The organism is Mesorhizobium sp. IMUNJ 23033 (assembly GCF_044778005.1).
Lineage (GTDB): Bacteria > Pseudomonadota > Alphaproteobacteria > Rhizobiales > Rhizobiaceae > Mesorhizobium > Mesorhizobium amorphae_A.
This window is the reverse complement of the sequence record NZ_JBJACT010000039.1, coordinates 1-22,911: the sequence shown is the minus strand read 5'-3', so window position 1 is coordinate 22,911 and position 22,911 is coordinate 1. Positions and strand designations below refer to the sequence as shown.

Below are 22,911 nucleotides of genomic sequence, written 5' to 3'. Positions count from 1 at the left end.
TCGCCGCGCAGATGCCTGCGGCCGTTGACGGGTTTACCGCGCCAGACGCAAGCGTTCTGTCTCAACCGGATTTGACTCGGGGTTCATCCGATTTATCGCCTCGGACCATGGCCATTTTGGCAAATTAGCAAAGATGCGCGAAGGGCCTATGGATATGCCAGCCGGCGGCCGTTGGGCCCGTCTTGTCGTTCGTCCGCACGGCCAACATCGTAATCAACCATAGTGCCAGGAAAAAACGGCGACCGACGAAGGTGGCAGAGGCGGCATAGGTATTCAGTTTTCTTCTTCAATGCGGGGAAGGAGGCGACCATTCTCTATGGCGGCAATCCTGAAGCACCTCCTGGCCTCCTGCGGAGTCGCATTGCCAGTCAGGGCGGCGGTGCAAACGCGTGCCGCTCGGTTCCAGTGCGGGCCACGCTCGGTCCATGTCAGGAGTTCCTTGGACGCAGCCTGTACGTCGCTGATCAGAAGTCGGTGACCGGCATTGGTCTTCACAGGGACCTTGGGGCTGAACGAGAGAGCGGACATTAGGGAATGCTAATGGAAGTCGTGAGTATTGGGTAGAGTGGAGATGGGCGCAGGCTGTAGGCTGCTCGTCGGCAGGTCCGTCACTGAGCGCCTCGGTCGCCCGACGTTCGTCTCGAAGTTTGAATTGGGTGGAGCGCCGACTCGATGTGGCCGAGTTCATTTGGATTAGTCGCGCTATTGGCGCGGATCTTCACGAGTTCATGCGAATCGCGGAGGATCAATCCCGCTAATGGGGCCCGCGACAATCCGCGCAGGCCCCGATAGTAACGAGGGTGTCGCCGTCTCAGCCGCACTCATTCAGTGCGAGAAGATTGTCCTTCCAAATCCCGTCCGCGCGTCCTTCACCTGTGCTAAGCAGATCGCGTCCGATGGTGGCGGCGGGCTGTCCATTTTCTTAGTCGTCGCCACAATCACGCCCGATAGGATCCGTTTCGATGAAGCTTCGAAAATGACTTCGAGATGAGCCTTGGCGGCCCCAAAATGGACTCTACCACACCGCGCGAGTCGCCTCCGTCAGAGCTGATTTCACTCGGAATTTCATTTGTCGGCCCAAGACAAGGCCAACAGCCCGCCAAGCCCACCAGTGCAGTATCGTTCCTCTCCGCAGCGCAGAAGTCGCGACGAAAAGAGCATGCTCTAAAGTGGGCTCAGGCGCGTGGTGGGAGATCGGCCAATCCCCACGACAAAGGGTACAATCTCTTTCAGTGGATGTTTCGTTTCCTTGGAAGGGACGTTCCATAGGCCACGCTCCAGTGCAACTGGTCGTCGCGATCACAGAGAACCCTCAAGCGCTAGTGTGGGCGATAGGCCAACAATGCAAGAACGATGCGCGCATCTTGACGTGTCTCCCACACGCTTCAAGCGAGGGCTCTCGGCCGCTGACCGGGCAAGACTTGAGGGTTGGGTTCGTGGTCGCAATACGCCGCAGAAGGTGGTTTGGCGGGCGCGGATCGTACTGTTGACGAGTGAGGGCAAGGGCGCCGTTGCGGTAGGTGCGGTTGGCAACAGCGTGCAATGACGTGCCATCGTCAGACCGAACTCCCGAGAGACATCGTGTACTCGCCAGGAGCGCCCAAGGGCGCAAAATGTGCTACCATCGCCTGAACCTTATTCGGGACGATCATGGAACGCCGTCTCAGTGCTATCTTGGCCGCGGATGTTGTCGGCTACAGCCGCCTCGTTGGCAATGACGAGATCGGGACACTTTCCGCATTGAAAGCGCACAGGACCGAACTCATCGAAGAGAGCGTCGCTCGGCATCTGGGCCGAATATTCAAGCTAACTGGCGACGGCATACTAGTCGAGTTTCCGAGTATAGTGAGCGCGCTGACCTGCGCCAGGGAGATTCAGAGCGGCATGCGGCTGCGCAATGTCGGCGCGGCGGCTGACCATCGTCTCGATTTCCGTATTGGCATCAACCTCGGAGACATCCTCGTCGAGGACGGCGACATTTTCGGGGACGGTGTAAACGTAGCCACTCGGATTGAAGGCGTCGCAAGGCCAGGTGGCATCGCCATCTCGGGCACGGTGCGGGACCACGTTGGGAACCGCACCGATGCGACCTTTGAGGACGCGGGAGACATGACCCTTAAGAACATTGAGCGTCCCGTACGTGTTTTCCACGTCGTCGAAACCCCTTTGGCCATTCGGGCCGCATCCGAGACATCGACGACAGGGAACAAGCAGTCTTCGATCGCGGTCCTTCCCTTCGACAACATGAGCGGCGACCCGGAACAGGAATACTTCTCCGATGGCATCACCGAGGACATCATCACTGATCTCTCCAAACTAGCCGGCCTTCGCGTTATCGCACGCAACTCGGTCTTCACGTACAAGAACAAGGCGGTTGATGTGCAGGAGGTGAGCCGCCGCTTTGACGTGGCCGCCGTCCTTGAGGGCAGCGTCCGGAAGGCTGGGGCGCGAGTCCGGATCACCGCCCAGTTGATCGACGGCCGCGACGGAAGCCACCTGTGGGCAGAGCGTTATGACCGCGACCTTACCGATATCTTCGAGATCCAGGATGAAATTGCTCGGAAGATTGTCGAACAGCTCAAGGTGCGCCTTATGCCTCACGAGAAGGGCACGCTCGTCCAGAAACCTACGACCGACCTTGTAGCCTACGACCTCTACCTGCAGGGCCGGAAATCGCTACACATGCGAACCCATCAATCCCTCCGCATGGCCCGGTTTCTGTTCAGTCAGGCCGTCGAGCATGACCCCTTGTTCGCGCGGGCCTTTGCTGGGATCGCTGATTGCGATGTCTATCTGCGGTCTTGGCATGGAGAAGACGTCCTGGTCGCAACGATCTTGGGCGTCTGCGGCTACGCACTCCACCTGGACGAAAGTCTGGCCGAGGCTCATACGGCCCAGGGCTACGCACTCTTCTTCGCCGGTCGGCCAGATGAAGCTGCTGTAGCCTTTGAGCGTGCCCTTGCGATCGATCCGGATTCGCACGAGGTCTGCTTGGCGGTTGCCAGGTTCTCCTTTGCGCGCGGGGCCTATGAGCGGGCCGAAGAGTTGTTCCGACGGTCAGTGACACTCCACCCGGACGACTTCCGATCACCCAACCTCCTCAGGAAGGCCCTCTCGGCTCTGGGCCGTACCGCTGAGGCCAAGGCAGTTGCCCACATCATCGTCGACCGTGCCGGCACCAAACTCGATGAGGACAAGAATAATCCCGCTCCTTTGCAGGTTGGCGCCTGCGGGCTGGCAGCCCTGGGCGTCTCCGACCGGGCCCGCGAATGGATCGAGCGGGCCTTGGCACTCGACCCGGACGACCACAACACGAAGTTCAATGCAGCCTGCACTTATGCTCTGCTCGGAGAAAGCGACAAGGCTGCGCAATTTCTCTCAGACTACCTGCGGCCACTCGGATCGGACGAGTCCGATTGGTGCCGGCTTGACCCCGATCTCGCTACGCTGCGAGATCACCCGGTCCATGCAAAGATACTGGTGGCTGCGCCGCAAGAGTGACGTAGGGCGCACGGCCACCCTTAGAAGGGCAGGAGGAGATGCGATGCCTGTTGCGACGCCCGACGTGATGAAGGCCATGATTCTTACGGGCCACGGGGAAATGGACAAGTTGGTCTATGTCGACAATCATCCAGTTCCCCGACCAGGCGACGATGAAGTGCTGATCAGGGTATCGGCCTGCGCCGTTAACAACACAGATATATGGGTCCGGCAGGCTGCATACGGTTCCGATGCCGACCCAACGGCAGCCTCGTCCTGGCGTCGCGACGGACCCCCGCTGCCGTTCCCCCGCATTCAGGGTTGCGATACAGTAGGCACCATTGTCTCAGTCGGGCCTGACGTGTCTTCCTCGCGTGTCGGAGAGCGGGTGCTCGTCGACTTCAACATGTATGGACCCAATCCCGATTATCTCGGTGACATCGACTATATCGGCCATGGGAGGGATGGCGGCTATGCAGAGTACATGACAGTTCCAGCGCTCAACGCGCGTCAGGTCAATACCCGAATGTCTGATGTCGAATTGTCGACCTTCTGCTGTGCCTATCATACTGGCGAGCATATGCTCGACCGGGCCAGGGTCTCGGCGGGAGAACGAGTACTCGTCACCGGCGCGTCAGGCGGCGTAGGGTCGGCCCTCGTCCAACTCTGCCGTGCACGCGGCGCCGTTCCATACGCAGCCGTCTCGTCCGGCAAAGAGCAAGCCTTACTTGGGCTCGGAGCCGAGGCGGTCATCACTCGGGGATCAGGCGACCTCTTCGAGCAACTCTTGGCGGCGACCGGAGGCGAACTCGTGGACGTCGTTGCCGATGTCGTAGGCGGCGAGTTCTTCACCCTTGCTCTTAGGGCACTTCGACCCCACGGCCGGTACACCACGGCGGGGGCGATCGGAGGGCCGGTGGTCCAATTCGACCTGCGAACCCTCTACATCAAGCATCTCGAACTTCACGGGTCGTCCCAAGGATCGCGGCATGCGTTCGACCGCGTGATTCACTTTATCGAGCAGGGCCGTCTCCGGCCTGTCGTCGCGGCGACCTATCGGTTGTCCAACCTACATCGTGCCCAAGAAGATTTTATGAGGAAGTCTTTCGTCGGAAAGCTCGTCGTGGTGCCCGACGCCATGTGGCATCAAGCACATAGGTCTTGATCAACGAGGCGAACGACCGGGGTGATGCGTCGTTGAATTGCCGCCGGTGTTCGTGAAAGCCCCCTCAGGCGTGATCGTTTTTTCGGTGCAGCAATTCCACTCGCCGCGCTGGCACGACAACAGAACAATCCAAATGGGTAGCCGAGCCGTTTCCAGATTTAGCCAAGAGTTGGTTCGCCGGCGTGTTCCCGCTGAGCAGCCATGTGCTCCCCCCGTGCATTCGGGTAAGCATGTGGAGGTCTCTCAGTTGGCGCAACAAGGCATTGAGGTCGGAGCGTGGAAGCTGCGAAGGCTGATGACGGACAGTGTGTCTTCATGGCATTGGTGGTTCTATCCATTGGTGCTTTCTTGCGCTGCATGGTCTTAGACCCCCGTTGGGGTACGCAGCACACGCCGGGAGTTGTTCTAAGGCGAGCGGGCGCTGCGCTCATACAAGCCCGCCAGGCAGTTTGAAGGGGCCGTTGACCCTGCAAGGCAGCAGCCGAGTAGCGAACGCCCTGTCAGGGCATTTGTCGCTGCCACAGGGCAGCCGAGCCCCCAAGCCTACCTACCATAGCCGGTCAGTTCTTTCTGACCTGTAAGAAAAGAGCATGCTTCAATGCGAGCTTCGGCGCGTGATGTGAGACCGGGCAATCTCCCATGAAGTGAAGGGTACAATCCCTTCCAGTGGATGTTTCTTTTCCTTGGAAGGGAATTTCCAGACGCCCACACGACCAAAAATCGTCGGTGGGTGATGGCGATCTGTGGTGAGCGTCATGTCCTAGGCCGTCGTTCTTAGAAAGTCATCTATCGCGTGTTCGTAGTCGGTCTTAAATTGACTAAGTGTCTGATTAGCAAGGGCATGATAAGGCTTTTTGTGAATCGTGGCTCTCTATTATTAAAGTATGAGCACGATACGGCGCTTCTTGATGATTTTTCCCAGCTGGTAGTCTGAGAAACGGACCTTCGGCTTGGGTCCGTGTTTCGGCCGGTTCGGTAGGCGGGCCTGTTCCTCTGCCTGCAATTCTTTGCTGATCTGCGCCGGGCTTTCCTGACATACCGTTGTTGCCATTCCTCGCCGCCAAGCAGGTCGGCGTCTCGTGCCGCTCGTGTGGACAGGTACAGGTAGCTTGCACGCCGCGACCAGTACTCTTTCGCAGTCACTCCACGTGGCATGTATCGAGAGTCGGGCGGTCGCGCCGCCAAGCGTTTCAGTTTTGCCCCTGGTAACAAAAGTGCACCAAAGCGCGCATGATCAGTTTCCGCAACCACAAGGTTCCGCCGAACGAAGTCCAACAGGTCGGCCTTGATAAGGTCGCTCACCCGCCTTGAGGCGATGCCAAGTTGACGGGTGATGGCCTGACCTTTGAGCGTCCATTCTATCCTGGCGATATGGCCGCCATACTGGTCGCCCAGCCGTTTCACTTCCCGCGAGTAGAGCTTCAGGCAAACACCAGATTTCCCATCTCGAAGTAGAATGTCGGAAGCGGCAGGCACCCCGGCGGCGGACTTTCCTGATCTTTCTCATATGCCACCCGCATGTGGCGTCGCCGGTGGTGGTGTTTGAATACAAGCCCAACCAGTCGCAGCAAGGTTGAGGCAACCTGTTCGAATGACTCGCAAGCGATATCCAATGCGACCTCGACTTCCTTGGCGGCGTATCTGCTGCCCAGTGCCGACTCGTACAGCTGCAAGACCGACAAACCATCGTGATCCGGGGAACAGGTTAGGTTGATTTCGGACCAGTAGTAAGGGTTCTCCATATGCTGATAGAACTGGAATTGGTGGAATGCCGGACTCAGTTCAGGCAGGGGCAGCGCAGCCGCAAGGTCGTCAAATTTGGTGTCGGTTCCAATCAGCATATGGTCGTAGCCGATTGTCGCTTGCCCGAACCATGGAAGGTCTACGTTTCGGCAATGGCCGCTCATGATGGACGGCCTTTGTGATCAGTTAGTCTAACGCGGCTTCGCTTCGGCGCTTTATTATCGGCCGACGGTTCGCCAACGTTGAGGACGGCCGGCTTGCTCGGCTTTTTCTGATCTTTCTTTCTTTCCAAAGCGCGAAGGTAAAGTTCGGTGAAAAAGGGCGGCAAGTTACGTCTTTTCTTGGGCAACAAGATTTCTCCACAGTTGTTGTGCGGGAAGCTACGAGCGCTCTGCCGAACGCCCGGCCTTTCTGTTTGCGTCAGAATGAGGCGGGCCGCTGTGATCTCTCAGAGAAGCAGAAGTTGAGCTACGCCGATTGGCGCTGAGCCAGGCCTCTATGTCCGCCGGGTCATACACAACCGTGCGGCCGAGCTTGATGTAGTGCGGTCCGCCACCAGTGAGGCGGAGTTTCGTGAGTGTCGAGGCGGACAACCCGGTAATTCGAGCGACGTGCTCGGTACGCAGCATGTGGCGGGTAAGTTGCGTTTGCGATGTCACCATCAGTGTTTCTCCATGACACCGAGGGATAGAAGTACCGATTTCAGATTGTTGGCAACAGCGCGGATAGGAGGATAGTCCTAAAAGAACCTATAACTTCGTCGCTGTAAGATTCACGATATGAATCAATGGCTTGAGTGCGAACATGAACTTTCGTAACAATTCGCAACATTTCGTGAGCTCTCGGCCTAAATCAGTGTCGCGAGTTTGCGGAGGCAAGACGCTGGACAGAATATTGTTCAAAAACAGACATGGTGGCGACATGGTGGCGACACGGGCGCCAAAGTAAAACGGCCGCCTCTCGGCAGCCGCTTTAAACGCTTGATTTCCTGAAGGAAACTGGAGCGGGTGAAGCGATTCGAACGCTCGACCCCAACCTTGGCAAGCGAGAAATTGAATTGTCGTCACAGTTCACTTCGGTGTGCTGAGCAACTTCGGAGTGCAAGTGAGTACCCGATCTGTGCTAGCGGCTTATCTCAACCCGGAGTAACCCCTATGGATTATGACGGGGGGCGCCTGTCGGCGTGCCGTTTGATCGAACTGCCGCGTCAACTACAAACGCTAACAGGCACCCTAAATAGCGCAACTGCCACGTCCAAGGGGCTCACGGACCAACCGCCGCCAATATCGAGAGCAGCTTGGGTCGCGAGATCGATCCGCCCAATCATGAGTATACCAGCCATGCTGGCAATAATCGCACGACGAAGCCCGAGTTGTACTACGAAGCGATGCGGGAGCCATGCCATCAATGCAACATAAAACCACCCGCTCATGGAGAATGAGTGAGGACTGAAATTCGAATAAGCCTGTAAAGATGGCGGGGGGAAGTGTGTCGCAAGGAAAACCAGATGACTTTGAACCAGTGGTGGCTCGCCGATTAGGCGTCCCATCACCCAGGGGATTATGACCACAAAAATCAACGCAGCAGCCTTTGAAAAGACGCTGTCAAAGACGAAGTCTTGGATAGTTTGAGCGACGCGTTGTAGCAAGGACCCTTCGCTGTCATAGCCTGGTGGTACCAACGCCGGTATGACCAGGCGCCCGACAAAATAGGAGACTAGGAATGGTGCGGTGCCATTGGCGGCAATAAACGGTGGAATCAGAAGCAATATAGCAGCGTCGCTTATACTAGTGGATATTTGAAGCCAGTGTTGACGTCGCGTTAGAGGCTCTCCTGGAAATAAACCGACTGACCGATAGTAAAGCCAGAATCCGTATATCGTTAGGATGGCAATCGATGCGACAAACGCTATTTGGAGCGCAAACAATTGAAACTCGCAGCTGGCATCTAAATTGCAACTAGCTGAAATTGTCGCGACGCTAGTGGATCCCACGGGGCGGTATACATTATAAGCTGTATGGTCCGCTACTGAGGTGGAACGTCGATGATTTCTTCAGGATCCACGGCCAAAAGTTGTGGATCTGTAATGTCGTACAGTACTTCCTCCGGCAACGCCGGCACGTCGACCCCCTCAAGCTTAGACTCCTCAAGGCCCGTGTCAGGAAGACCCTCGGAACGTTGAATAGTTTTCACCGCGGAGTCTACGGCCGATTCTAATTCTTCAGCGGCCTCCAAGGCGCCCTGCGGCACGGTGAGGAAGCCCAACTCCCCGAGGATATCTCGCGCTGCTTCAAGCTCCTCGGAAGCAGCATCCCCTTCCACCCCGGCAGACTCGAGATGAGCAGCACTCAATGCTGGGCCAAATGCTTGACGGGCTCTGGCTAGCCAAAGCCGGGTGTGGTCAAGACCTATCACTCCACCGTTTACCGATTTCCGCACTTGTCTAAGCGTATTAGAACTGACGTCGGTAGCCAGATTGTTGATCTTCCGTGCCGTCCAATATGCCGTGGCCACCTGAAGTCCCTCTCGCGGCGCGCGCGCCAATATTCGGTGATTCGGCAAGAATGTCCCTGGTACAATCACTACACCAAGGACGGCGCGGCAACAGCTGATGAGCCCAACTGGTATGCCATCGCCTCGATTACGGCGCGCTGCAAGGACGGTGAGCGGATTTTCCATCAATATAGCGGTCACCACCCCGGTTATAGCCAGCGTGAGGCTGACAAGAAACTCAGGCGCGCGCTTGAGGAAGCTGGCCCCCGCACCTGTGATTCGATCCGCTCGGAACTCGGCAACGAGCGCTTCTGTGACAGCTGCCCGCATCGCGGCAGCATCACATCACCGATACAGCTTGGCATCGTATACGACCCTGGTGCTTTTGGCCCGAAGCCGCTGGGTTTCACAAAGGAAGGGCACTTTGCGCTGCTCGACCCAGTGCGCAAGATCGTCATATTGGCATCCGCGCAGCAGCTTCTCTCCGGGCAATATTTGCTCGGACTGGCAGAGTCGGGGTTCTGGCGTCGGCGGTTCCCAGGACCGAAGCCAGGGTCGACCAACTTCAGTGCCGCCGGTGAAGCGCTGATGAAAGCCTGCCGCAGGGCCGGGCCGTTCAATCCGTTGCGCATTCGTGGTCGGGGCATTTGGCTTGAGAATGGCAAGGTCATCACCAATCTCGGCCAGCCCGTCGAAAGTTCGAAGTTCCTCTACCTCTGCTTTGAGGACATTCCGCTTGACGACGGACAGTCCTTCGATGCGCAGCGTCTCAGGAATAACCTCAACCTCTACAACTGGCGTAATCCTCAGGACGCTGGCCTGCTGTTCGGCTGGCTCGCGATGGCCCCGATCTGCGGCGCTCTGGTGTGGCGGCCCCATGCCTTCGTCTACGGCCCCGCGCGGTCAGGCAAGACAACCATCCACACCATCGCTTCCATCGTGCTGAACCCGATCGCGGTGTCAGCCGACGGTCAAAGCACGGAAGCTGGTATCCGCCAGACCCTTGGACCGGATAGCCTGCCGATCCTGCTGGACGAGTTCGAAAGCGACCAGAACGGCTCGACCCTGAGGAACATCCTCCGGCTTGCCCGCAGCGCCTCGTCAGCCGACACCCCGGTCTTGAAGGGGACGCCTGAAGGTAAGGCGATGAGCTTCAGCCTGCGGACCACCTTCTTGTTCAGCGCTATCAATCCGCGTGGTATGTCGCCGGCCGACCAGTCGCGCATCACCATGCTGGAACTGCTGATGCACGACAACGACCGGGAGGCATCCAAGCGCATCGCCGAGGATGAGGCATATTTCCGCACGACGGGCTCGGCATGGTGTCACCACATGATCGGGTTCGCCCATCTGGTACAGCCCGCCGCAGACGCCATCGACATTCACCTGACGGGAGATCGGCGGCATAGACAGAACATGAGCATTCTGATCGGGGCGGGCTTCGTCGCTCTGAATGGCAGGATTCCCAAAGACGAGGAAGCGCAAGCACTTGCCGCTGAGTATGCGCCGGCAATCGAGCGTCATGCGCTTGAGGTTTATCGGGACGATGCGCAGGAATGCTTCGATCACCTACTGTCTCATGTCGTGGACGGCTATCCCCTCGGCCATTGGCTCGCTTGCCTCCGCGACAAGCAGCGGAATCGCCTCAACGATTTTGCGAACGCAGAGCGGATCGTCGCGAGCTACGGCATGCGGCTAGATGCCGAGGGAGAGGCGGCAGGGTTCTATATCGTCAACGGCGCTCCGGCGATGGAGCAAGTGTTTCAGGGCACACCGTGGGCGCAGCGGGCTTGGGAACGCGCCCTACGCAAGCTGGACGGTGCCTTCATCCCTCGGAACCCGGTGCAGTTCGCGATGCTTGGGAAGAAGCGAGCGACGGGCATTCCGCTCTCCTATTTGCCCGAGGAGCCGCTGCCGAGTGTGGACGCACCGTATTGATCGCCCCGGACGGACGGACACCTACACACTATGGGAGGGAGAGAGGTATATGCCTGCCGTGTGTACTGCAGCCCCCTATGCCGGTGCCCTACAGGCGTCCGTCCGTCCGACCTGAGGTCTTCGCCCGCCGCGATTTCAACCTCGGTGGTCGAGGAATCCGAGATATCCGGGGCCGCGTTATCTCGCGGCTTCGGCCTTCCCAACATGTCGAGGTTACGCGTCTGGTTACAGTTAGGGCCGTTTCACGGGCTCGCTGGCCGCTCCGGCGATTACTTGTGCTGGTTACCGACGCGTGTTTTCGTTCCCGCTTTTTTCTTTTTGGACGAGCAACGCGATGAATGACTTCAACGTTTCCATCACCACCGCAACGCGTCGCCGCAAGCTGCGCGACGGCAAAGTCGCTCTCTATCCACAATATTACTGTGAGTATCGCGAGCCCCTTACCCGGAAGCGCCGCCGCCGCGCCTTTAACCGCAAGAAGGACGCCGAGGCGTTCCGGAACTCGCTGCTGCTGAAGGTCGCGGAAGGCAGCTACAGGGACGAGCGCAAGGCTCCAACCGTTGCACAGGCCATCGAGCACTGGCTCCAGACCAAGGAGGGCAACGTCAAGTCGTCGACGCTGATGGGCTACAAGGTGGTGGTGTATGGTGCAATCCGGGGGCCGTTGCTGATCGGCACCAGGCAAGAACGTGCCGACTTCACCGAGACCGGCACTGCACCCAAGAACGCCCGCTTCATCAAATTGCTCGGACATATCAAGCTGTCGGATTTGACAACTGCGGTGATCCGCGTCTGGCACAAGACCGTCACGGAGCAGTGTGGAAGCTACACCGCCAACCGTGCGAAGTCGCACCTCAAATCGATCCTGGCGCTGGCAGAGGAAGACTTCTCCATCCGCGCGCCCTCCATGCCGACCGGGCTGGCGAGGGCGCGCCACAAGGTCAAGAAGGCAATCCTGACCACCGAACATATCGCCAAGCTGATCGTAGCGGCCAAGAACGATCTGGAGCAAGGCATCTACTACGCCTTCGCTTTCCTCGCCGGCACTCGGCCCTCCGAGCAGTTGGGCCTTCTCTGGTCCGAGGTGGATTTCGACAAGAACGTCATCCGCATCCGTCGCATACAGGAGCGGGACGGCTCGCTGACCGAGATGACAAAGACAGAGGCCGGCACCCGTGAGATCCCCATGAGCGCCGTGCTTCGCGAGATGCTGCTGGCATGGCGGGTTCGTTGCCCAAGGGCGGGTAAGGAACTGTATCGCGTCTTCCCCGGCCCTGGCCGACTACAGGAATGGCCGAAGCCTCGCATCGGCGGGGGTGGTCCGCTGCTCTACCAGAATTTTCGAAAGCGCTACTGGGCACCCGTCTTCAAGGTGCTTGGCCTGCCCTACGTTACACCGCACTCTGCCCGACATTCCTTCATCTCGACCTTGCAGGCTCGGGGCATCGAGATCGGCCTGGTTGCTCAGATCGCTGGCCACGCGAACCCGACTGTGACGCTCGGCCACTACACCCAGGCCGTGCGCGACGGCAGCGCGGCCATCGCTGCACTGGACCGCGCCTACAGCGGCTAGGACTACGCATGGCTACGCCCCGCGCCGCCGGCTATACGCCTGCAGCCGTGGCGGGCAGCGCCGGCCCTCACCGCACACGCCTCGGCGCAGCAGGTAGTGCAGGCGCGCAACAAGCAGAATCACGCCAACACGTTGATATTGCTTATATAATTGTGCCTACGCTCTCGCCGTGTTTTACTGTCCTGTTGGACAGTAGGAGAGATCGATGCACATCCTGATCAGGGACAAGCGAACCGGCAATGAGGAATGGATGCCGCTCGAAGCCGCTGCGAAAGTCATGGAACTGGACCCAACCGAGATCGAATGGGCGCTCGAAGAGTTTGGGGAGTGTGAGTCGGTCGATCACATCGCCATCGAGCCGGAATAAGCCGCCCCCACCACCCCACAGCTGCGCCTCCCCGATGCGGCGGTCGTCTCTCGATCGCCGCATTTTCGTATATGCGCATCATCTCCAGGCGCGCACCTCGACCCTCCCCCCTTGCAGCGGCAATAGTACAATGGATCGATGGGACCCGTTTGGCCCTCGTCAGGGTCGACAGCGAATACGCGCTACGCACTACGCCGACTGTTACTCGATCCGATAGTCGACAGAGGTAGGCGACACGCGGATAACTCGCAGCGTTCTGCCTTCGACATTTACGCTTTGACCCTTCCCGAGCGCGATCTGGATCGGCTGCGTCGCAGTTGCGTATTGGGATGAGCCACGCGGCGGAATGTATTGGAAGGAGGTTGATGTCGCGGTCGCCGAGACAGGAGTTCCACCGATCGTGCCGTTCACGTTGGTGTTGGTGGTATTGGGGAGAATGAGCGGCGTTTCGCTCATCGTGGTTGCGTTGCTCTCGACTGTTACGTCAGACCGTTCGAACACTGCTTGTGCGCCACGCGTGCCGATATAGCGGACTGTCATGTGGCCGGCATCGGTCGTGCGGCCAAACAGGTCGGCCTTGCCGACGATGTTGGGTAGAGAACGCCTGGACTGGAAGTTCATCACGATATCGCCGGGACCTGCCGAACGGACTGCGCCGGTAGCCGGTGAGAGCAAGGACGTCTTTGTCTCAACTGGAGTGCAGGCGGCGAGCGTCAGTGCCGACAACATAAGAGTAGCATGAAAACGCATCGTGGTTAGACCATGTCATTGAAAATGCTGCGATGTTTGAAAAATCACATGCGAATTTCGCTGTCAATTATCGGACGCCCGTGGCGCGTTGAGCGGACATATTGGCCAGCAATAAAACCCTCGTCCCAAAGCCCGCATGCCTCGTTGGCTGCCGCAGCAAGTCGAGCGGGGCTCTCAGGGTGGACAGCCAGAAAGAACGCGACGTGGGCGGTGGTGAATGTCCAGATCAAGGCTTCAGGCGCAACGCTTCGCAAACGCTCGATGCAAGAGGCAAGAAATGCCCGCCGCTCCACCCTGGGAAAGTGCTGGTAGACAAGCATGGATTTCCCTGAACCGTAGAAGCGGGCCACCTCGTCCAGGTAGAGGTATTTGGAGGAATTCTTGCGGCCCTTTGGCAGCGATGTCTCCAGACCGTTGTCCGGATCGAAGAAGACGACATCGGCACGTTCGAAAGCGGAAAAGCATCGGTCCATGAAAGCGGCGCGGCCCGGCGTATGGTCGGGCAAAAGCTCGTTGAAGTACGCAGCTCCCGCAATAGCGCCGCTTTCTTCGATCGATTGCAACCGGCGACGATCCGGCTCATCGGCCGCGTGCGCCAAGATGTCGAAAAGCTGCGGATCGAATTGCCGATACCGCTCGGGTTGCCGGAGATAGGCAAGCTTCCCGCCGTCGGCACTTCCGTCGGAAGGCGTTAGCATCCAACACACGCCGATGCGATTGGCGCCGCCCCACGACAGCGCCCGCAGCAACGCATATTTTCGGTAGTCGCTGATGTCCCCAACGTATTGATGCTTCATTCGCACCCACGAAATGACGTGTTTCGTCACGCCATAACGTACATAGACCCGTGGGGGATGTCATGAACATTTCGTTCGTATGGAGTTGTTTGCGACGAATCTCCGGCGCCGTGCCGAGGAGCTTGGGCTTTCCAACGCGGAAGTGGCTCGTCGGGCGGGACTAAGCGAGCGGCGTTACGGTAATTATGTTAGTGGGCGGCGGGAGCCGGACTTATCAACTCTTGTCCGAATAGCTTCGGTGCTCGCGACGACACCGAATGCGCTGCTAATGGCCAGAGGTGCGGAATTAAGTCCCGACGAGCTCGTGCGGCAGCGTGCGACAGCAGCCGTCAATGCGCTGCGTGCAGATGACATTGAGCGTGTGGCTGTAATGCTTGAGGCTCTCGTGGGGGATCCTAGGGCTTAATGGGTATCGCCCGTCGCGTCTGCCGTCCAATGCCTGGCAGCCAATCTAGACGATAGGTCGTTGAGAGGGTCGCCATTTTACAGTGTAGCAGGGCCCTGTTGCTAAAAGCTCGAAACAAAAAATCGTATAAACCCCAGCGCCATTACTTGAAGTTACGGGCACATCCCCCCATCTGCTGGCTAGAGCAGAAGAGCGTGAAAATGTCCCTCCGAGAGTCGCATCGCTCCGACGAATCTGAGATATCTGATGCACCAAACAAGGAACGCAGCGATGGCGCGGACGTGGAACCAGGGGCGTGCGGAGAAGCATATTGGCTCTAAGATCGACGACGTCGAGAACGTCGAGGTCATGGAGTACACCAAAGACAAGTCTCTGGAGGCTATCCCCACAAACAAGGCGTACAAGGTCTTTGGGGCACATGTTTACGCCGACATTTTGAACATAGGCGATATGTTGAACTGCACAGACGAGGAGGGCGTCACCTGCCATCGTCGAACTCTTCGCTTCCTCAATCTCCATCAACGCGCCGTTCGACGCATTCTGACCGAGTGCGAGGTGCAACGTGTCGACTTCCACAACCAACGCCTGCACGCCGTGGTGGCGAAGCCGTACAATACGGACACTGATGCCGAAGCGAAACGCGTCAGACGTGCAGTAGCTGTTGGCCAACTGATAATCGACGTACTCGCCGAAACGGGCGACGCCGATGAGCATATTGATAGCGCCGAAGTTCGGGTCGGAATCGACACCGGGGAAGCGCTCGCTGTAAATAATGGACGCCGTGGCAGCCGTGAGCCTTTGTTCTTGGGATCACCTGCTAACAAGGCTGCAAAAATGGCGGGCGGCGGATCTCGCCAGGGAATCTTCCTAACTAACAATGCGCGGCTTGCAATTGGCCTAAACGAAGTGGACAACCCTGCGGCGACCCGGCTTACCCGAAGCGAGATTGAAGACGCTCAACAGAAAGCCAAGCTGGAAGTTTCAAAGGAGGAGATAGTCCGTAGCTGGAGGAAGGATTTCGAAAATTCTTCTATCAACGATTTTCAATTCAGCCGGCACACGCCACCTCTCGACGATCTCCGTTTTGATGAGCTGGGGCCAAAGACGTCTCGTAGACAGGAGGCCATCAACATATACGCTGATATCGACGGGTTCACTAAGTTTGTGGATCGGCACATCGATGAATCGCCAAAAGATATCGTGAAGGCTCTTCATGTCCTTCGGGCCGAATTGGATCGGGTCGTTACGACCGAATTCAAAGGTCGTCGAGTTCGCTTCATTGGAGACTGCATCCATGCCCTACTTTGTGAAGGTACAGCGCAATCAACGGGTGTAGAGCAGACGATCAGCACCGCAACGTTGTGCGCGGGTGGGCTTCGATCTAGCTTTGAGCTGGCGCTTACGAAACTTACGGACGCCGAGGTCGATGTAGACGGCCTCGGCCTTGCCATTGGGTTTGAGCATGGTTGGATGACAGCGACCCGACTAGGCGTCCAGGGCGATCGACTTCGCTGCTCGATCAGTAGGGGCACCTTCGCTGCCGAGGCTGAACAACTGCGGTGCACAGGTTCGGAAACCGCAATTGGTCCTGTGGCCTACGAAAGTGGGACCGAGGCCATCCGCACTCTATTTGGCTCAAATCGTAAGATTAGGGGCCTTGGCTACGATGAGGCTGTCGACGGCCTTGCAGATGACGGGGACGAGACTGCCAAAGCATCGCGGAGCGAAGCATTGGCATCCGCAGCGCCTGCAATAAAAAGGGCTGCCGAGGTTTCAATTCGTCCGCACGTGCATGTCGTTTAACGCGACCCGAACGACGGTAGGCGATCTTCTCGTTGGCACCGCTAGTGAAGTTCACGCCACCGTGCTTTCAACATCCAAATCGGGGTTCGAAGTAAGCTTGCCGGTTGCTCGAACTGGTGGCGATGTTATCACCTACGGTTTGCACGTAGAGGTCGGTGGGCAGTCGGCGACTGTTAGGGAGGTGTCGCCGACAAATCTGCCAGGCTTTTGCCCCGAACGTCATATCAATGTGGACGGGACCTTCTGCCTTTACTGGCAACCGGTCGATGGTATTGCGATCGAGACTCGGGATGCCGCCTTAGAATGGTGGGCTACAGTCGTGGCATTTTTGAAATTGCAGGCTCGCGCGGCACGGTTGCGTCGCTGGCCAAATAGGCGCGGGCGCGCCCACGGAGACGCTGCCCACTATCAGCATGCCGCTGAGGAAGCTGCGAATATCATCGGGGGTACGATTGAACGCGCTATGCGGGAAGGCAACCTCAGCGTCGCAAAAGGCACTCGCCGGGCAAATGGGCGGGCGTTGCGGTTGCTGCGGGGGAAAAGGCGGGTTGTCTCGATATGGGAGGAGACAAAGCGAGTAGTGGCACTGCGTCGCCCATGTATCTGCGAGAGCCAAGCGCGGCCGCTTGCCATGGTTTCTTGCGGCGAGCACGCGGCGGCTGCCGCATTGCTCGTGCTGTCTCTCCAGAAAATGGAAAAGGCCGAGGCGGAATTCAACAGGCAGCTCGCCGGCCATGAATGCTGCGGAACGATGAACGATTGCCCTTTGAAGAAGGCGGCTTAAGGAGGCACCGATTGGGAACGCGCTTCGACACGAAAGATGGTGAGCGGCGGTTGCGGGCTGCCCTGCAGGATCAAGAAATTCTGCGAGGATCGGACCCGCTAATCGAGGCTGTGATAAACTCTGGACAAGTGAAATCGTTCGAAAAAGGCGAGGATATCATCGTCCAAGACGATGAAACCGACGATCTTTTTTTTATCGTCTCCGGTGCATGCGAGATCATCGTAAACGGTCGGCGCATAGCATCGCGGGGTCGAGGGAGCGCCGTTGGCGAAATGGCTGCAATCGAGCCCTCGCAAACGCGCTCCGCTACCATCCGGGCGCTAGAGTCGACGGTCGCACTGAAAGTTTCGGGCGAGGCATTTGCCGCCCTCGGGCAGAAGCACCCGATCATCTATCAGTCTATCGCCCGATCGCTTGCAAAGCGCCTTCGGGAACGCAACAAGCACGTGGGAAAACACCACGAAATAACCCGTGTATTCCTAATCTCATCCAAGGAGGGCCTCGACGTAGCCGAGGCGCTCAGGGAGAGATTTGACCATGATGACGGCATCGAGGTCTCTCTCTGGACTGACGGAGTGTTCAGATTGTCTGAGTACGCCCTCGAATCTCTGGAAGCGAAACTGGACGAATGTGACTTTGGCGTTGCAATCGCGACTGGCGAAGACTCCGTTGAGAGCCGGGAGAAGAAGTGGCCGGCCCCTCGTGACAATGTCATTCTTGAACTGGGATTGTTCATGGGCCGGCTTGGTCGCGAAAGAGCGATTCTGGTCGAGCCTCGGGGAGAAGGGATAAAACTGCCGAGCGACACGTTAGGCATGACAACAATCACCTACACCTTCAACCCCAAGGATCCACTGGGCAGCCTCGGGTCAGCGTACTCTAAGCTCAAGCGTCACATCAAAGAGAAGGGGCCGTACAACGGCTGAGAGAAAGCGCCTTGTGAGAATATTCGGGTACAGGGGTCAGGGTGGTAACCTGCTGGTAACCTTACACTCTGACAGATGCCTGACTATCCAGGTTCCTCGCAGGTGCCAAATGCGAAAAAGCCGCGGCGAACCGCGGCTTTTCGATGCTTGATCCCCGGAAGGAAACTGGAGCGGGTGAAGCGATTCGAACGCTCGACCCCAACCTTGGCAAGGTTGTGCTCTACCCCTGAGCTACACCCGCTCGCGCGGCTTTAGGGCCGCAAGCCGCGCCTATATGGCTGAAGAGCGCGGCGATTGCAACAGGGAAATGACGAGCTTTTTGGCCTAGCTCTCAAGTGCGACCGACTCCGTTTTGCGGTACCGAGGATTCGCCGGTCCGTTCCAGGACGGCCTTGCCGGGAGGGTACCATTGGCCGTAAACGGCATGGCCCTGCTGGAGATGAAGAGAAGACCTATGCCGAAGACCGAAGCCGAGCTTTTCACCTTTCTCGCCGACCTCGGCATCACTGTCTCGACGCGGCGGCACCCGCCGCTCTATACGGTCGCCGATTCGCAGGCGCTGCGCGGCGAGATCCCCGGCGGCCACACCAAGAACCTGTTCCTCAAGGACAAGAAGGACAATTTCTTCCTGGTCAGCGTCGGCGAGGAGGCTGTGGTCGACCTCAAGCAGATCCACCAGCTGATCGGCGCCGCCAGCCGGGTCTCCTTCGGCAAGCCTGAGATGCTGATGGAGCTTCTCGGCGTCACGCCGGGCGCGGTCACGGTTTTCGGACTGATCAACGACACCGAGCGGCGGGTCAAGGTGGTGCTCGACCAGGAGCTGATGGGGCATGATGTCATCAATGCCCATCCGATGACCAATGAGGCGACGACCTCGATAGCTGCCGCCGATCTCGTTAAATTCGTCGAGGCAACCGGACACGATGCTGTTATCTTGAAAGTCTCGGCATGATCGCCACATGGATGGCGAAAACTGATCTCTAGGAAGGACGTTGCGTCCCTCCGCTGGTGGGCGGCGCGACCGGAAGGGCGACGACATGAGCGACAACAATCCGTTCGGCGGCCAATTCGGCAGCAATGCCGGCCAGTATGCCACGACCGTGCAATATGGCGGCACTGAAGCAGAGCGCGCGAAAGCCGCGCTTGGCCAGGCGCCGGCGGACGTCATCAAGGATACGACGACGGCCGGCTTTGCCGTAGATGTCGTCCAGGAATCGCGCAGGCAGCCGGTTCTGGTCGATTTCTGGGCGCCCTGGTGCGGCCCGTGCAAGCAGCTGACGCCGCTGCTGGAAAAGGCGGTCAAAGCCGCCGGCGGTGCGGTCAAGCTGGTCAAGATGAACATCGACGAGCACCCCTCGGTCGCCGGCCAGCTCGGCATCCAGTCGATACCGGCAGTCATCGCCTTCAAGGACGGCCAGCCCGTGGACGGCTTCATGGGCGCCATTCCCGAGAGCCAGATCGGCGAGTTCATCAAGAAGATCGGCGGCAAGGCTGGCGGCGCCCCGCAAGTGGCCGAGGCGCTTGCCGCGGCTGCGGAAGCGCGCGAGGCCGGCGACATCCAGACCGCGGCCGATATTTATGATGCTGTGCTGGAGCAGGCGCCGGAGACGATCGAGGCGATCGCCGGGCTGGGGGAGCTTTTGTTCGAGGCCGGCGATGCGGAAGGCGCGGAAGCCATGCTGGCCCGCGCGCCGGAAGCCAAGAAGGATGCGCCGGCGCTTGCCGCGCTGCGCACCAAAATGGCGCTGGCCGCGCAGGCGGCCTCGCTCGGCAATCCGGCCGAGTTCGAACGGCGCCTGGCCGCCAATCCGGACGATCATCAGGCACGGTTCGACCTCGCCATGATCCAGAACGCCAAGGGCGAGCGCACGCAGGCGGCCGACAATCTTTTGGCGATCATCAAGGCCGACCGGACCTGGAACGACGACGGCGCCAAGGCGCAGCTGCTGAAATTCTTCGAAGCCTGGGGCATGACCGACGAGGCGACGCTCGCGGCGCGGCGCAAACTGTCGTCGCTGCTGTTTTCCTGAGGCGCTTTGCCAGCTGTTTTTGCCTGGTGGGCTTGCGGCCGGCGGCCGGCGCGCCAGATTAGAGCAATTCCAGGAAAAGTGCGTAGCGGTTTTCCGTCCGGAATTGCGTGGATAGAGCGGTTCTGCGTTTCCGTGAAACGGTGAACCGCTCTGGGACTGCCGAGGCGAAGGGAGGACTGACGTGCAGGTGGGAAATGCGCACTACCGGCGTGGCGCGGATCTGCCGTCGACGATCCCCGTGTTTCCGCTTGCCGGTGCGCTGCTTCTGCCCGGTGGCCGTATGCCGCTCAACATCTTCGAACCGCGCTATCTGCAGATGGTGGACGAGGCGATCGCCGGATCGCGGCTGATCGGCATCATCCAGCCCAGTCTCGATGGCGCCTTGCGCGACGACGGCGAGCCGGAGCTGTGCAATGTCGGCTGCGCCGGGCGCATCATCTCGCTGGCCGAGAGTGGCGATGGCCGCTACCTGATCTCGCTGCAGGGCGTGTGCCGCTTCCGCATTGCGCATGAAACCGCCGCCAAGACGCCGTTTCGCCAGTGCCGGATCACCCCCTTTCTGACTGATCTCGACGAGGACAAGGTCGGGGGCGAGGTCGACAGGCCGTCGCTGCTCAAGGCGTTTCGCGCCTATCTGCAGGCCAATGATCTGGAGGCCGACTGGGAAAGCGTCAGCCGCGCCGAAAACGCCATGCTGGTCAACGCGCTGTCGATGATGGCGCCCTACGGACCGGCGGAAAAACAGGCGCTGCTCGAGGCGGCGGATTTGAAGACGCGCGCCGAAACGCTGATCGCCATCACCGAGATGGCGCTGGCGCGCGAGAACGAGGACTTTGGCTCCAGTCTTCAGTAGGATGTGCAGATATTCAGGTGATGCCGGCCTGCAAACGGCGGCTTCCTGCGCTTCCGGTGCTCACGTACTTTAGGTACGCTCCGCTCCGGTTCTCGGAAGCCACCATTTTCGACTCGGCCTGACCTGAATCTCAACACATCCTGGGGTCTGCAACTCGCTGGGAAGGGGACACGATGGTGGCGGAAGGGCGTGAGGAAAAGAAGGTCGATCCGAAGCTGCTGGAGCTGCTGGCCTGCCCGCTGACCAAGGGGCCGCTGGCTTGGGATCCGGAGCGCGGCGAATTGATCTCCAGGGTGGCAAAGCTCGCCTATCCGGTTCGCGACGGCATCCCGATCATGCTGCCCTCGGAGGCGCGGACGATTTCCGCCGATGATGTGCTGCCGCCCGCGCCGCCGCGCCTGAGCGGCCCGTCCTGAGCCGCACAGGGTGGAAGCCAGCGAATGTCGACAAGGATGCGGGGCTTTATTCGGCCGCCTCTTCGATTCGCTCCATATCGTCGTCCGACAGGCCGAAATGGTGGCCGATCTCGTGGATCAGCACATGGGTGACGATGTCGCCCAGCGTCTCCTCGTTTTCCGCCCAGTAGTCGAGGATGGCGCGGCGGTAGAGCGTGATGCGGTTCGGGCCCTCGCCGGTCTGCGGGTTCCAGCGCTCGGCGATGCCGCGGCCCTCGAACAGGCCGAGCAGGTCGAACGGCGTCTCCAGCGACAGATCGTCCATGATCTCGTCGGTCGGGAAGTCGGCGATCTGGATGACGATCTCGCCGGTCAGCTTGCGGAATTCCTCCGGCAGATGGGCGTAGGCCTCCAGCGCCAGGAACTCCATCTCCTCCATCGACGGCGAAAGCTGGTCGTGCCAGGTGCGGGTCTTGTAGATGCGGGCCATGCTTTGTCCTTTGATCCCGGCATATAGGCTTTCACGCCGGTCCAGGCAAATGAGCGGCAATTCGTATTTCAGATCCTTTGCTACCGCCGGGGAATCGCGTACGGGTCGGTTCCGGCCATGGATCAGGAGCTCTCATGCCGGACCTTTCCACACTCGGACTTTTCGCCATTGCCTGCCTCGCTTTGACCGCGACGCCGGGGCCGGACATGCTGTTGATCGCATCCCGCAGCGCCAGCCAGGGGCGCGCGGCGGGCCTGGCAACCTATATCGGCATCGCCGCCGGGACATACTGCCATGCGCTGGCCGCCGCCTTCGGCCTGTCGCAGCTGTTCCTTGCTGCTCCCATCGCTTACGACATCGTGCGTTATGTCGGCGCGGCCTACCTCGCCTATCTCGCCTGGAAAGCGTTCCGTGCCGACGGCACGGCGCTGACACCGGTCGCCGGCCTGCCGCGCTACTCGCAAACCCGCATCTTCCGGCAGGGATTGCTGACCAATTTGCTCAATCCGAAGGTGGCGCTGTTCGTGCTGGCGCTTTTTCCGCAGTTCGTGCAGCCGCAGGCGGGTTCGGTGGCTGCGCAGATCCTGGTGCTGGCGACCGTCCTCAATCTGATCGGGCTGATGGTCAATGGCCTGGTCATCCTGACCGCGAGCCGGATCGGTGCGGCACTGTCCAAGCGCACGCGGTTTCAGCGGGCGCCTCAGATCCTGCTGGGAACCGTCTTTGCCGGGCTTGCGGCCCGGCTGGCCTTCGGCGGCCAACGCTAAGCGCGCAATCGCAGAGGAATAAATTCCTAATTATATACTTGACGTACTAGGACCGAAAATGTCATCAGATTCTCGACAGGCCGGCACCGAAATTACCGAAGAAATGATCGACGCAGCGTTGGCGGCTGTCACTCCTTTTGCGGAGTTGTCG

At 59.2% G+C, this 22,911-nt stretch carries 23 protein-coding genes and 1 tRNA gene; 14 read left to right on the top strand and 10 right to left on the bottom strand.

The window, feature by feature from the left end:
• Positions 1-273: 273 nt before the first annotated feature.
• Positions 274-528 carry a DUF982 domain-containing protein gene (locus ACFX5Q_RS30535; protein WP_404276048.1) on the bottom strand — a complete coding sequence of 85 codons (255 nt, stop codon included), beginning with the start codon at positions 526-528 and terminating at the stop codon, positions 274-276.
• 1,122 nt (positions 529-1,650) lie between these two features.
• Between ACFX5Q_RS30535 and ACFX5Q_RS30530 the strand changes: the two genes are divergently transcribed.
• Together ACFX5Q_RS30530 and ACFX5Q_RS30525 are read left to right on the top strand one after the other, a co-directional pair.
• Positions 1,651-3,501 (top strand): tetratricopeptide repeat protein, encoded by a 1,851-nt coding sequence (locus ACFX5Q_RS30530; RefSeq protein WP_404283852.1) that lies wholly within the window; start codon positions 1,651-1,653, stop codon positions 3,499-3,501.
• Positions 3,502-3,544: 43 nt separating this feature from the next.
• Positions 3,545-4,645 carry an alcohol dehydrogenase family protein gene (locus ACFX5Q_RS30525; protein ID WP_404283850.1) on the top strand — a complete coding sequence of 367 codons (1,101 nt, stop codon included), beginning with the start codon at positions 3,545-3,547 and terminating at the stop codon, positions 4,643-4,645.
• An 877-nt stretch (positions 4,646-5,522) separates the two neighbouring features.
• On the opposite strand, the gene ACFX5Q_RS30520 is transcribed toward ACFX5Q_RS30525, so the two are convergent.
• From ACFX5Q_RS30520 to ACFX5Q_RS30500, 5 genes are all read right to left on the bottom strand, one after another.
• Positions 5,523-5,696: a hypothetical protein gene (locus ACFX5Q_RS30520; RefSeq protein ID WP_404283848.1), complete on the bottom strand. Its 174-nt coding sequence runs from the start codon at positions 5,694-5,696 to the stop codon at positions 5,523-5,525.
• 370 nt (positions 5,697-6,066) lie between these two features.
• Entirely contained in the window at positions 6,067-6,486 is a 420-nt protein-coding gene (locus tag ACFX5Q_RS30515; RefSeq protein ID WP_404283846.1) for a hypothetical protein, read from the bottom strand.
• Positions 6,487-6,768: 282 nt separating this feature from the next.
• Positions 6,769-7,017: a helix-turn-helix transcriptional regulator gene (locus ACFX5Q_RS30510; protein WP_404283891.1), complete on the bottom strand. Its 249-nt coding sequence runs from the start codon at positions 7,015-7,017 to the stop codon at positions 6,769-6,771.
• A gap of 578 nt (positions 7,018-7,595) precedes the next feature.
• Positions 7,596-8,156: a hypothetical protein gene (locus tag ACFX5Q_RS30505; RefSeq protein ID WP_404283844.1), complete on the bottom strand. Its 561-nt coding sequence runs from the start codon at positions 8,154-8,156 to the stop codon at positions 7,596-7,598.
• A gap of 257 nt (positions 8,157-8,413) precedes the next feature.
• Positions 8,414-8,902 (bottom strand): hypothetical protein, encoded by a 489-nt coding sequence (locus tag ACFX5Q_RS30500; RefSeq protein ID WP_404283842.1) that lies wholly within the window; start codon positions 8,900-8,902, stop codon positions 8,414-8,416.
• Between the two features lie 36 nt (positions 8,903-8,938).
• Between ACFX5Q_RS30500 and ACFX5Q_RS30495 the strand changes: the two genes are divergently transcribed.
• From ACFX5Q_RS30495 to ACFX5Q_RS30485, 3 genes are all read left to right on the top strand, one after another.
• Positions 8,939-10,819, top strand: coding sequence for a hypothetical protein (locus ACFX5Q_RS30495; protein WP_404283840.1), 1,881 nt, complete (start codon positions 8,939-8,941; stop codon positions 10,817-10,819).
• 292 nt (positions 10,820-11,111) lie between these two features.
• Complete coding sequence (locus tag ACFX5Q_RS30490) at positions 11,112-12,392, top strand: tyrosine-type recombinase/integrase (protein ID WP_404283838.1); 1,281 nt, start codon at positions 11,112-11,114, stop codon at positions 12,390-12,392.
• 205 nt (positions 12,393-12,597) lie between these two features.
• Positions 12,598-12,759, top strand: a complete 162-nt coding sequence (locus ACFX5Q_RS30485) for a hypothetical protein (RefSeq protein ID WP_404283836.1) — start codon at positions 12,598-12,600, stop codon at positions 12,757-12,759.
• A 201-nt stretch (positions 12,760-12,960) separates the two neighbouring features.
• On the opposite strand, the gene ACFX5Q_RS30480 is transcribed toward ACFX5Q_RS30485, so the two are convergent.
• Both ACFX5Q_RS30480 and ACFX5Q_RS30475 read right to left on the bottom strand, forming a co-directional pair.
• On the bottom strand, positions 12,961-13,380 hold the full coding sequence (locus ACFX5Q_RS30480; protein WP_404283835.1) for a hypothetical protein: 420 nt from the start codon (positions 13,378-13,380) through the stop codon (positions 12,961-12,963).
• Positions 13,381-13,553: 173 nt separating this feature from the next.
• Positions 13,554-14,306: a hypothetical protein gene (locus ACFX5Q_RS30475; protein ID WP_404283833.1), complete on the bottom strand. Its 753-nt coding sequence runs from the start codon at positions 14,304-14,306 to the stop codon at positions 13,554-13,556.
• Between the two features lie 79 nt (positions 14,307-14,385).
• Here ACFX5Q_RS30475 and ACFX5Q_RS30470 point away from each other — a divergent pair, with 79 nt between their 5' ends.
• The 4 genes from ACFX5Q_RS30470 (at position 14,386) to ACFX5Q_RS30455 (ending at position 18,225) form a co-directional block, all read left to right on the top strand.
• Complete coding sequence (locus tag ACFX5Q_RS30470) at positions 14,386-14,712, top strand: helix-turn-helix domain-containing protein (protein ID WP_404283831.1); 327 nt, start codon at positions 14,386-14,388, stop codon at positions 14,710-14,712.
• Positions 14,713-14,982: 270 nt separating this feature from the next.
• Positions 14,983-16,515, top strand: a complete 1,533-nt coding sequence (locus ACFX5Q_RS30465; RefSeq protein ID WP_404283829.1) for an adenylate/guanylate cyclase domain-containing protein — start codon at positions 14,983-14,985, stop codon at positions 16,513-16,515.
• A gap of 61 nt (positions 16,516-16,576) precedes the next feature.
• A complete protein-coding gene (locus ACFX5Q_RS30460; RefSeq protein ID WP_404283828.1) occupies positions 16,577-17,299 on the top strand; it encodes an E2 domain-containing protein in 723 nt (240 codons plus the stop codon).
• An 11-nt stretch (positions 17,300-17,310) separates the two neighbouring features.
• Positions 17,311-18,225: a TIR domain-containing protein gene (locus ACFX5Q_RS30455; protein WP_404283826.1), complete on the top strand. Its 915-nt coding sequence runs from the start codon at positions 17,311-17,313 to the stop codon at positions 18,223-18,225.
• Positions 18,226-18,391: 166 nt separating this feature from the next.
• Here ACFX5Q_RS30455 and ACFX5Q_RS30450 read toward each other — a convergent pair.
• Positions 18,392-18,466, bottom strand: a tRNA-Gly gene (locus ACFX5Q_RS30450).
• Between the two features lie 213 nt (positions 18,467-18,679).
• Between ACFX5Q_RS30450 and ACFX5Q_RS30445 the strand changes: the two genes are divergently transcribed.
• The 4 genes from ACFX5Q_RS30445 to ACFX5Q_RS30430 all read left to right on the top strand — a co-directional run bounded on the left by ACFX5Q_RS30445 (position 18,680) and on the right by ACFX5Q_RS30430 (position 21,524).
• The gene (locus ACFX5Q_RS30445; RefSeq protein WP_404283825.1) at positions 18,680-19,177 is read left to right on the top strand and encodes a prolyl-tRNA synthetase associated domain-containing protein; all 498 of its coding nucleotides are present in this window, start codon (positions 18,680-18,682) and stop codon (positions 19,175-19,177) included.
• A gap of 85 nt (positions 19,178-19,262) precedes the next feature.
• Positions 19,263-20,255 carry a thioredoxin gene (gene trxA, locus ACFX5Q_RS30440; protein WP_404283824.1) on the top strand — a complete coding sequence of 331 codons (993 nt, stop codon included), beginning with the start codon at positions 19,263-19,265 and terminating at the stop codon, positions 20,253-20,255.
• Positions 20,256-20,436: 181 nt separating this feature from the next.
• Complete coding sequence (locus ACFX5Q_RS30435) at positions 20,437-21,108, top strand: LON peptidase substrate-binding domain-containing protein (RefSeq protein WP_404283823.1); 672 nt, start codon at positions 20,437-20,439, stop codon at positions 21,106-21,108.
• Between the two features lie 173 nt (positions 21,109-21,281).
• Entirely contained in the window at positions 21,282-21,524 is a 243-nt protein-coding gene (locus tag ACFX5Q_RS30430; protein ID WP_404283821.1) for a Trm112 family protein, read from the top strand.
• Positions 21,525-21,570: 46 nt separating this feature from the next.
• Here ACFX5Q_RS30430 and ACFX5Q_RS30425 read toward each other — a convergent pair whose 3' ends face one another.
• Positions 21,571-21,993 (bottom strand): metallopeptidase family protein, encoded by a 423-nt coding sequence (locus ACFX5Q_RS30425; protein ID WP_404283819.1) that lies wholly within the window; start codon positions 21,991-21,993, stop codon positions 21,571-21,573.
• 134 nt (positions 21,994-22,127) lie between these two features.
• Between ACFX5Q_RS30425 and ACFX5Q_RS30420 the strand changes: the two genes are divergently transcribed.
• On the top strand, positions 22,128-22,760 hold the full coding sequence (locus ACFX5Q_RS30420; protein WP_404283818.1) for a LysE family translocator: 633 nt from the start codon (positions 22,128-22,130) through the stop codon (positions 22,758-22,760).
• The last annotated feature ends 151 nt before the right edge of the window (positions 22,761-22,911 follow it).

Excerpts from the sequence above, each read along its gene's own strand:
- ACFX5Q_RS30535 (WP_404276048.1), bottom strand. The coding sequence starts at position 528 with ATGTCCGCTCTCTCGTTCAGCCCCAAGGTCCCTGTGAAGACCAATGCC.
- ACFX5Q_RS30530 (WP_404283852.1), top strand. The coding sequence starts at position 1,651 with ATGGAACGCCGTCTCAGTGCTATCTTGGCCGCGGATGTTGTCGGCTAC.
- ACFX5Q_RS30525 (WP_404283850.1), top strand. The coding sequence starts at position 3,545 with ATGCCTGTTGCGACGCCCGACGTGATGAAGGCCATGATTCTTACGGGC.
- ACFX5Q_RS30520 (WP_404283848.1), bottom strand. The coding sequence starts at position 5,696 with ATGGCAACAACGGTATGTCAGGAAAGCCCGGCGCAGATCAGCAAAGAA.
- ACFX5Q_RS30515 (WP_404283846.1), bottom strand. The coding sequence starts at position 6,486 with ATGCTGATTGGAACCGACACCAAATTTGACGACCTTGCGGCTGCGCTG.
- ACFX5Q_RS30510 (WP_404283891.1), bottom strand. The coding sequence starts at position 7,017 with ATGCTGCGTACCGAGCACGTCGCTCGAATTACCGGGTTGTCCGCCTCG.
- ACFX5Q_RS30485 (WP_404283836.1), top strand. The coding sequence starts at position 12,598 with ATGCACATCCTGATCAGGGACAAGCGAACCGGCAATGAGGAATGGATG.
- ACFX5Q_RS30480 (WP_404283835.1), bottom strand. The coding sequence starts at position 13,380 with ATGAACTTCCAGTCCAGGCGTTCTCTACCCAACATCGTCGGCAAGGCC.
- ACFX5Q_RS30475 (WP_404283833.1), bottom strand. The coding sequence starts at position 14,306 with ATGAAGCATCAATACGTTGGGGACATCAGCGACTACCGAAAATATGCG.
- ACFX5Q_RS30470 (WP_404283831.1), top strand. The coding sequence starts at position 14,386 with ATGGAGTTGTTTGCGACGAATCTCCGGCGCCGTGCCGAGGAGCTTGGG.
- ACFX5Q_RS30465 (WP_404283829.1), top strand. The coding sequence starts at position 14,983 with ATGGCGCGGACGTGGAACCAGGGGCGTGCGGAGAAGCATATTGGCTCT.
- ACFX5Q_RS30445 (WP_404283825.1), top strand. The coding sequence starts at position 18,680 with ATGCCGAAGACCGAAGCCGAGCTTTTCACCTTTCTCGCCGACCTCGGC.
- trxA (WP_404283824.1), top strand. The coding sequence starts at position 19,263 with ATGAGCGACAACAATCCGTTCGGCGGCCAATTCGGCAGCAATGCCGGC.
- ACFX5Q_RS30430 (WP_404283821.1), top strand. The coding sequence starts at position 21,282 with ATGGTGGCGGAAGGGCGTGAGGAAAAGAAGGTCGATCCGAAGCTGCTG.
- ACFX5Q_RS30425 (WP_404283819.1), bottom strand. The coding sequence starts at position 21,993 with ATGGCCCGCATCTACAAGACCCGCACCTGGCACGACCAGCTTTCGCCG.
- ACFX5Q_RS30420 (WP_404283818.1), top strand. The coding sequence starts at position 22,128 with ATGCCGGACCTTTCCACACTCGGACTTTTCGCCATTGCCTGCCTCGCT.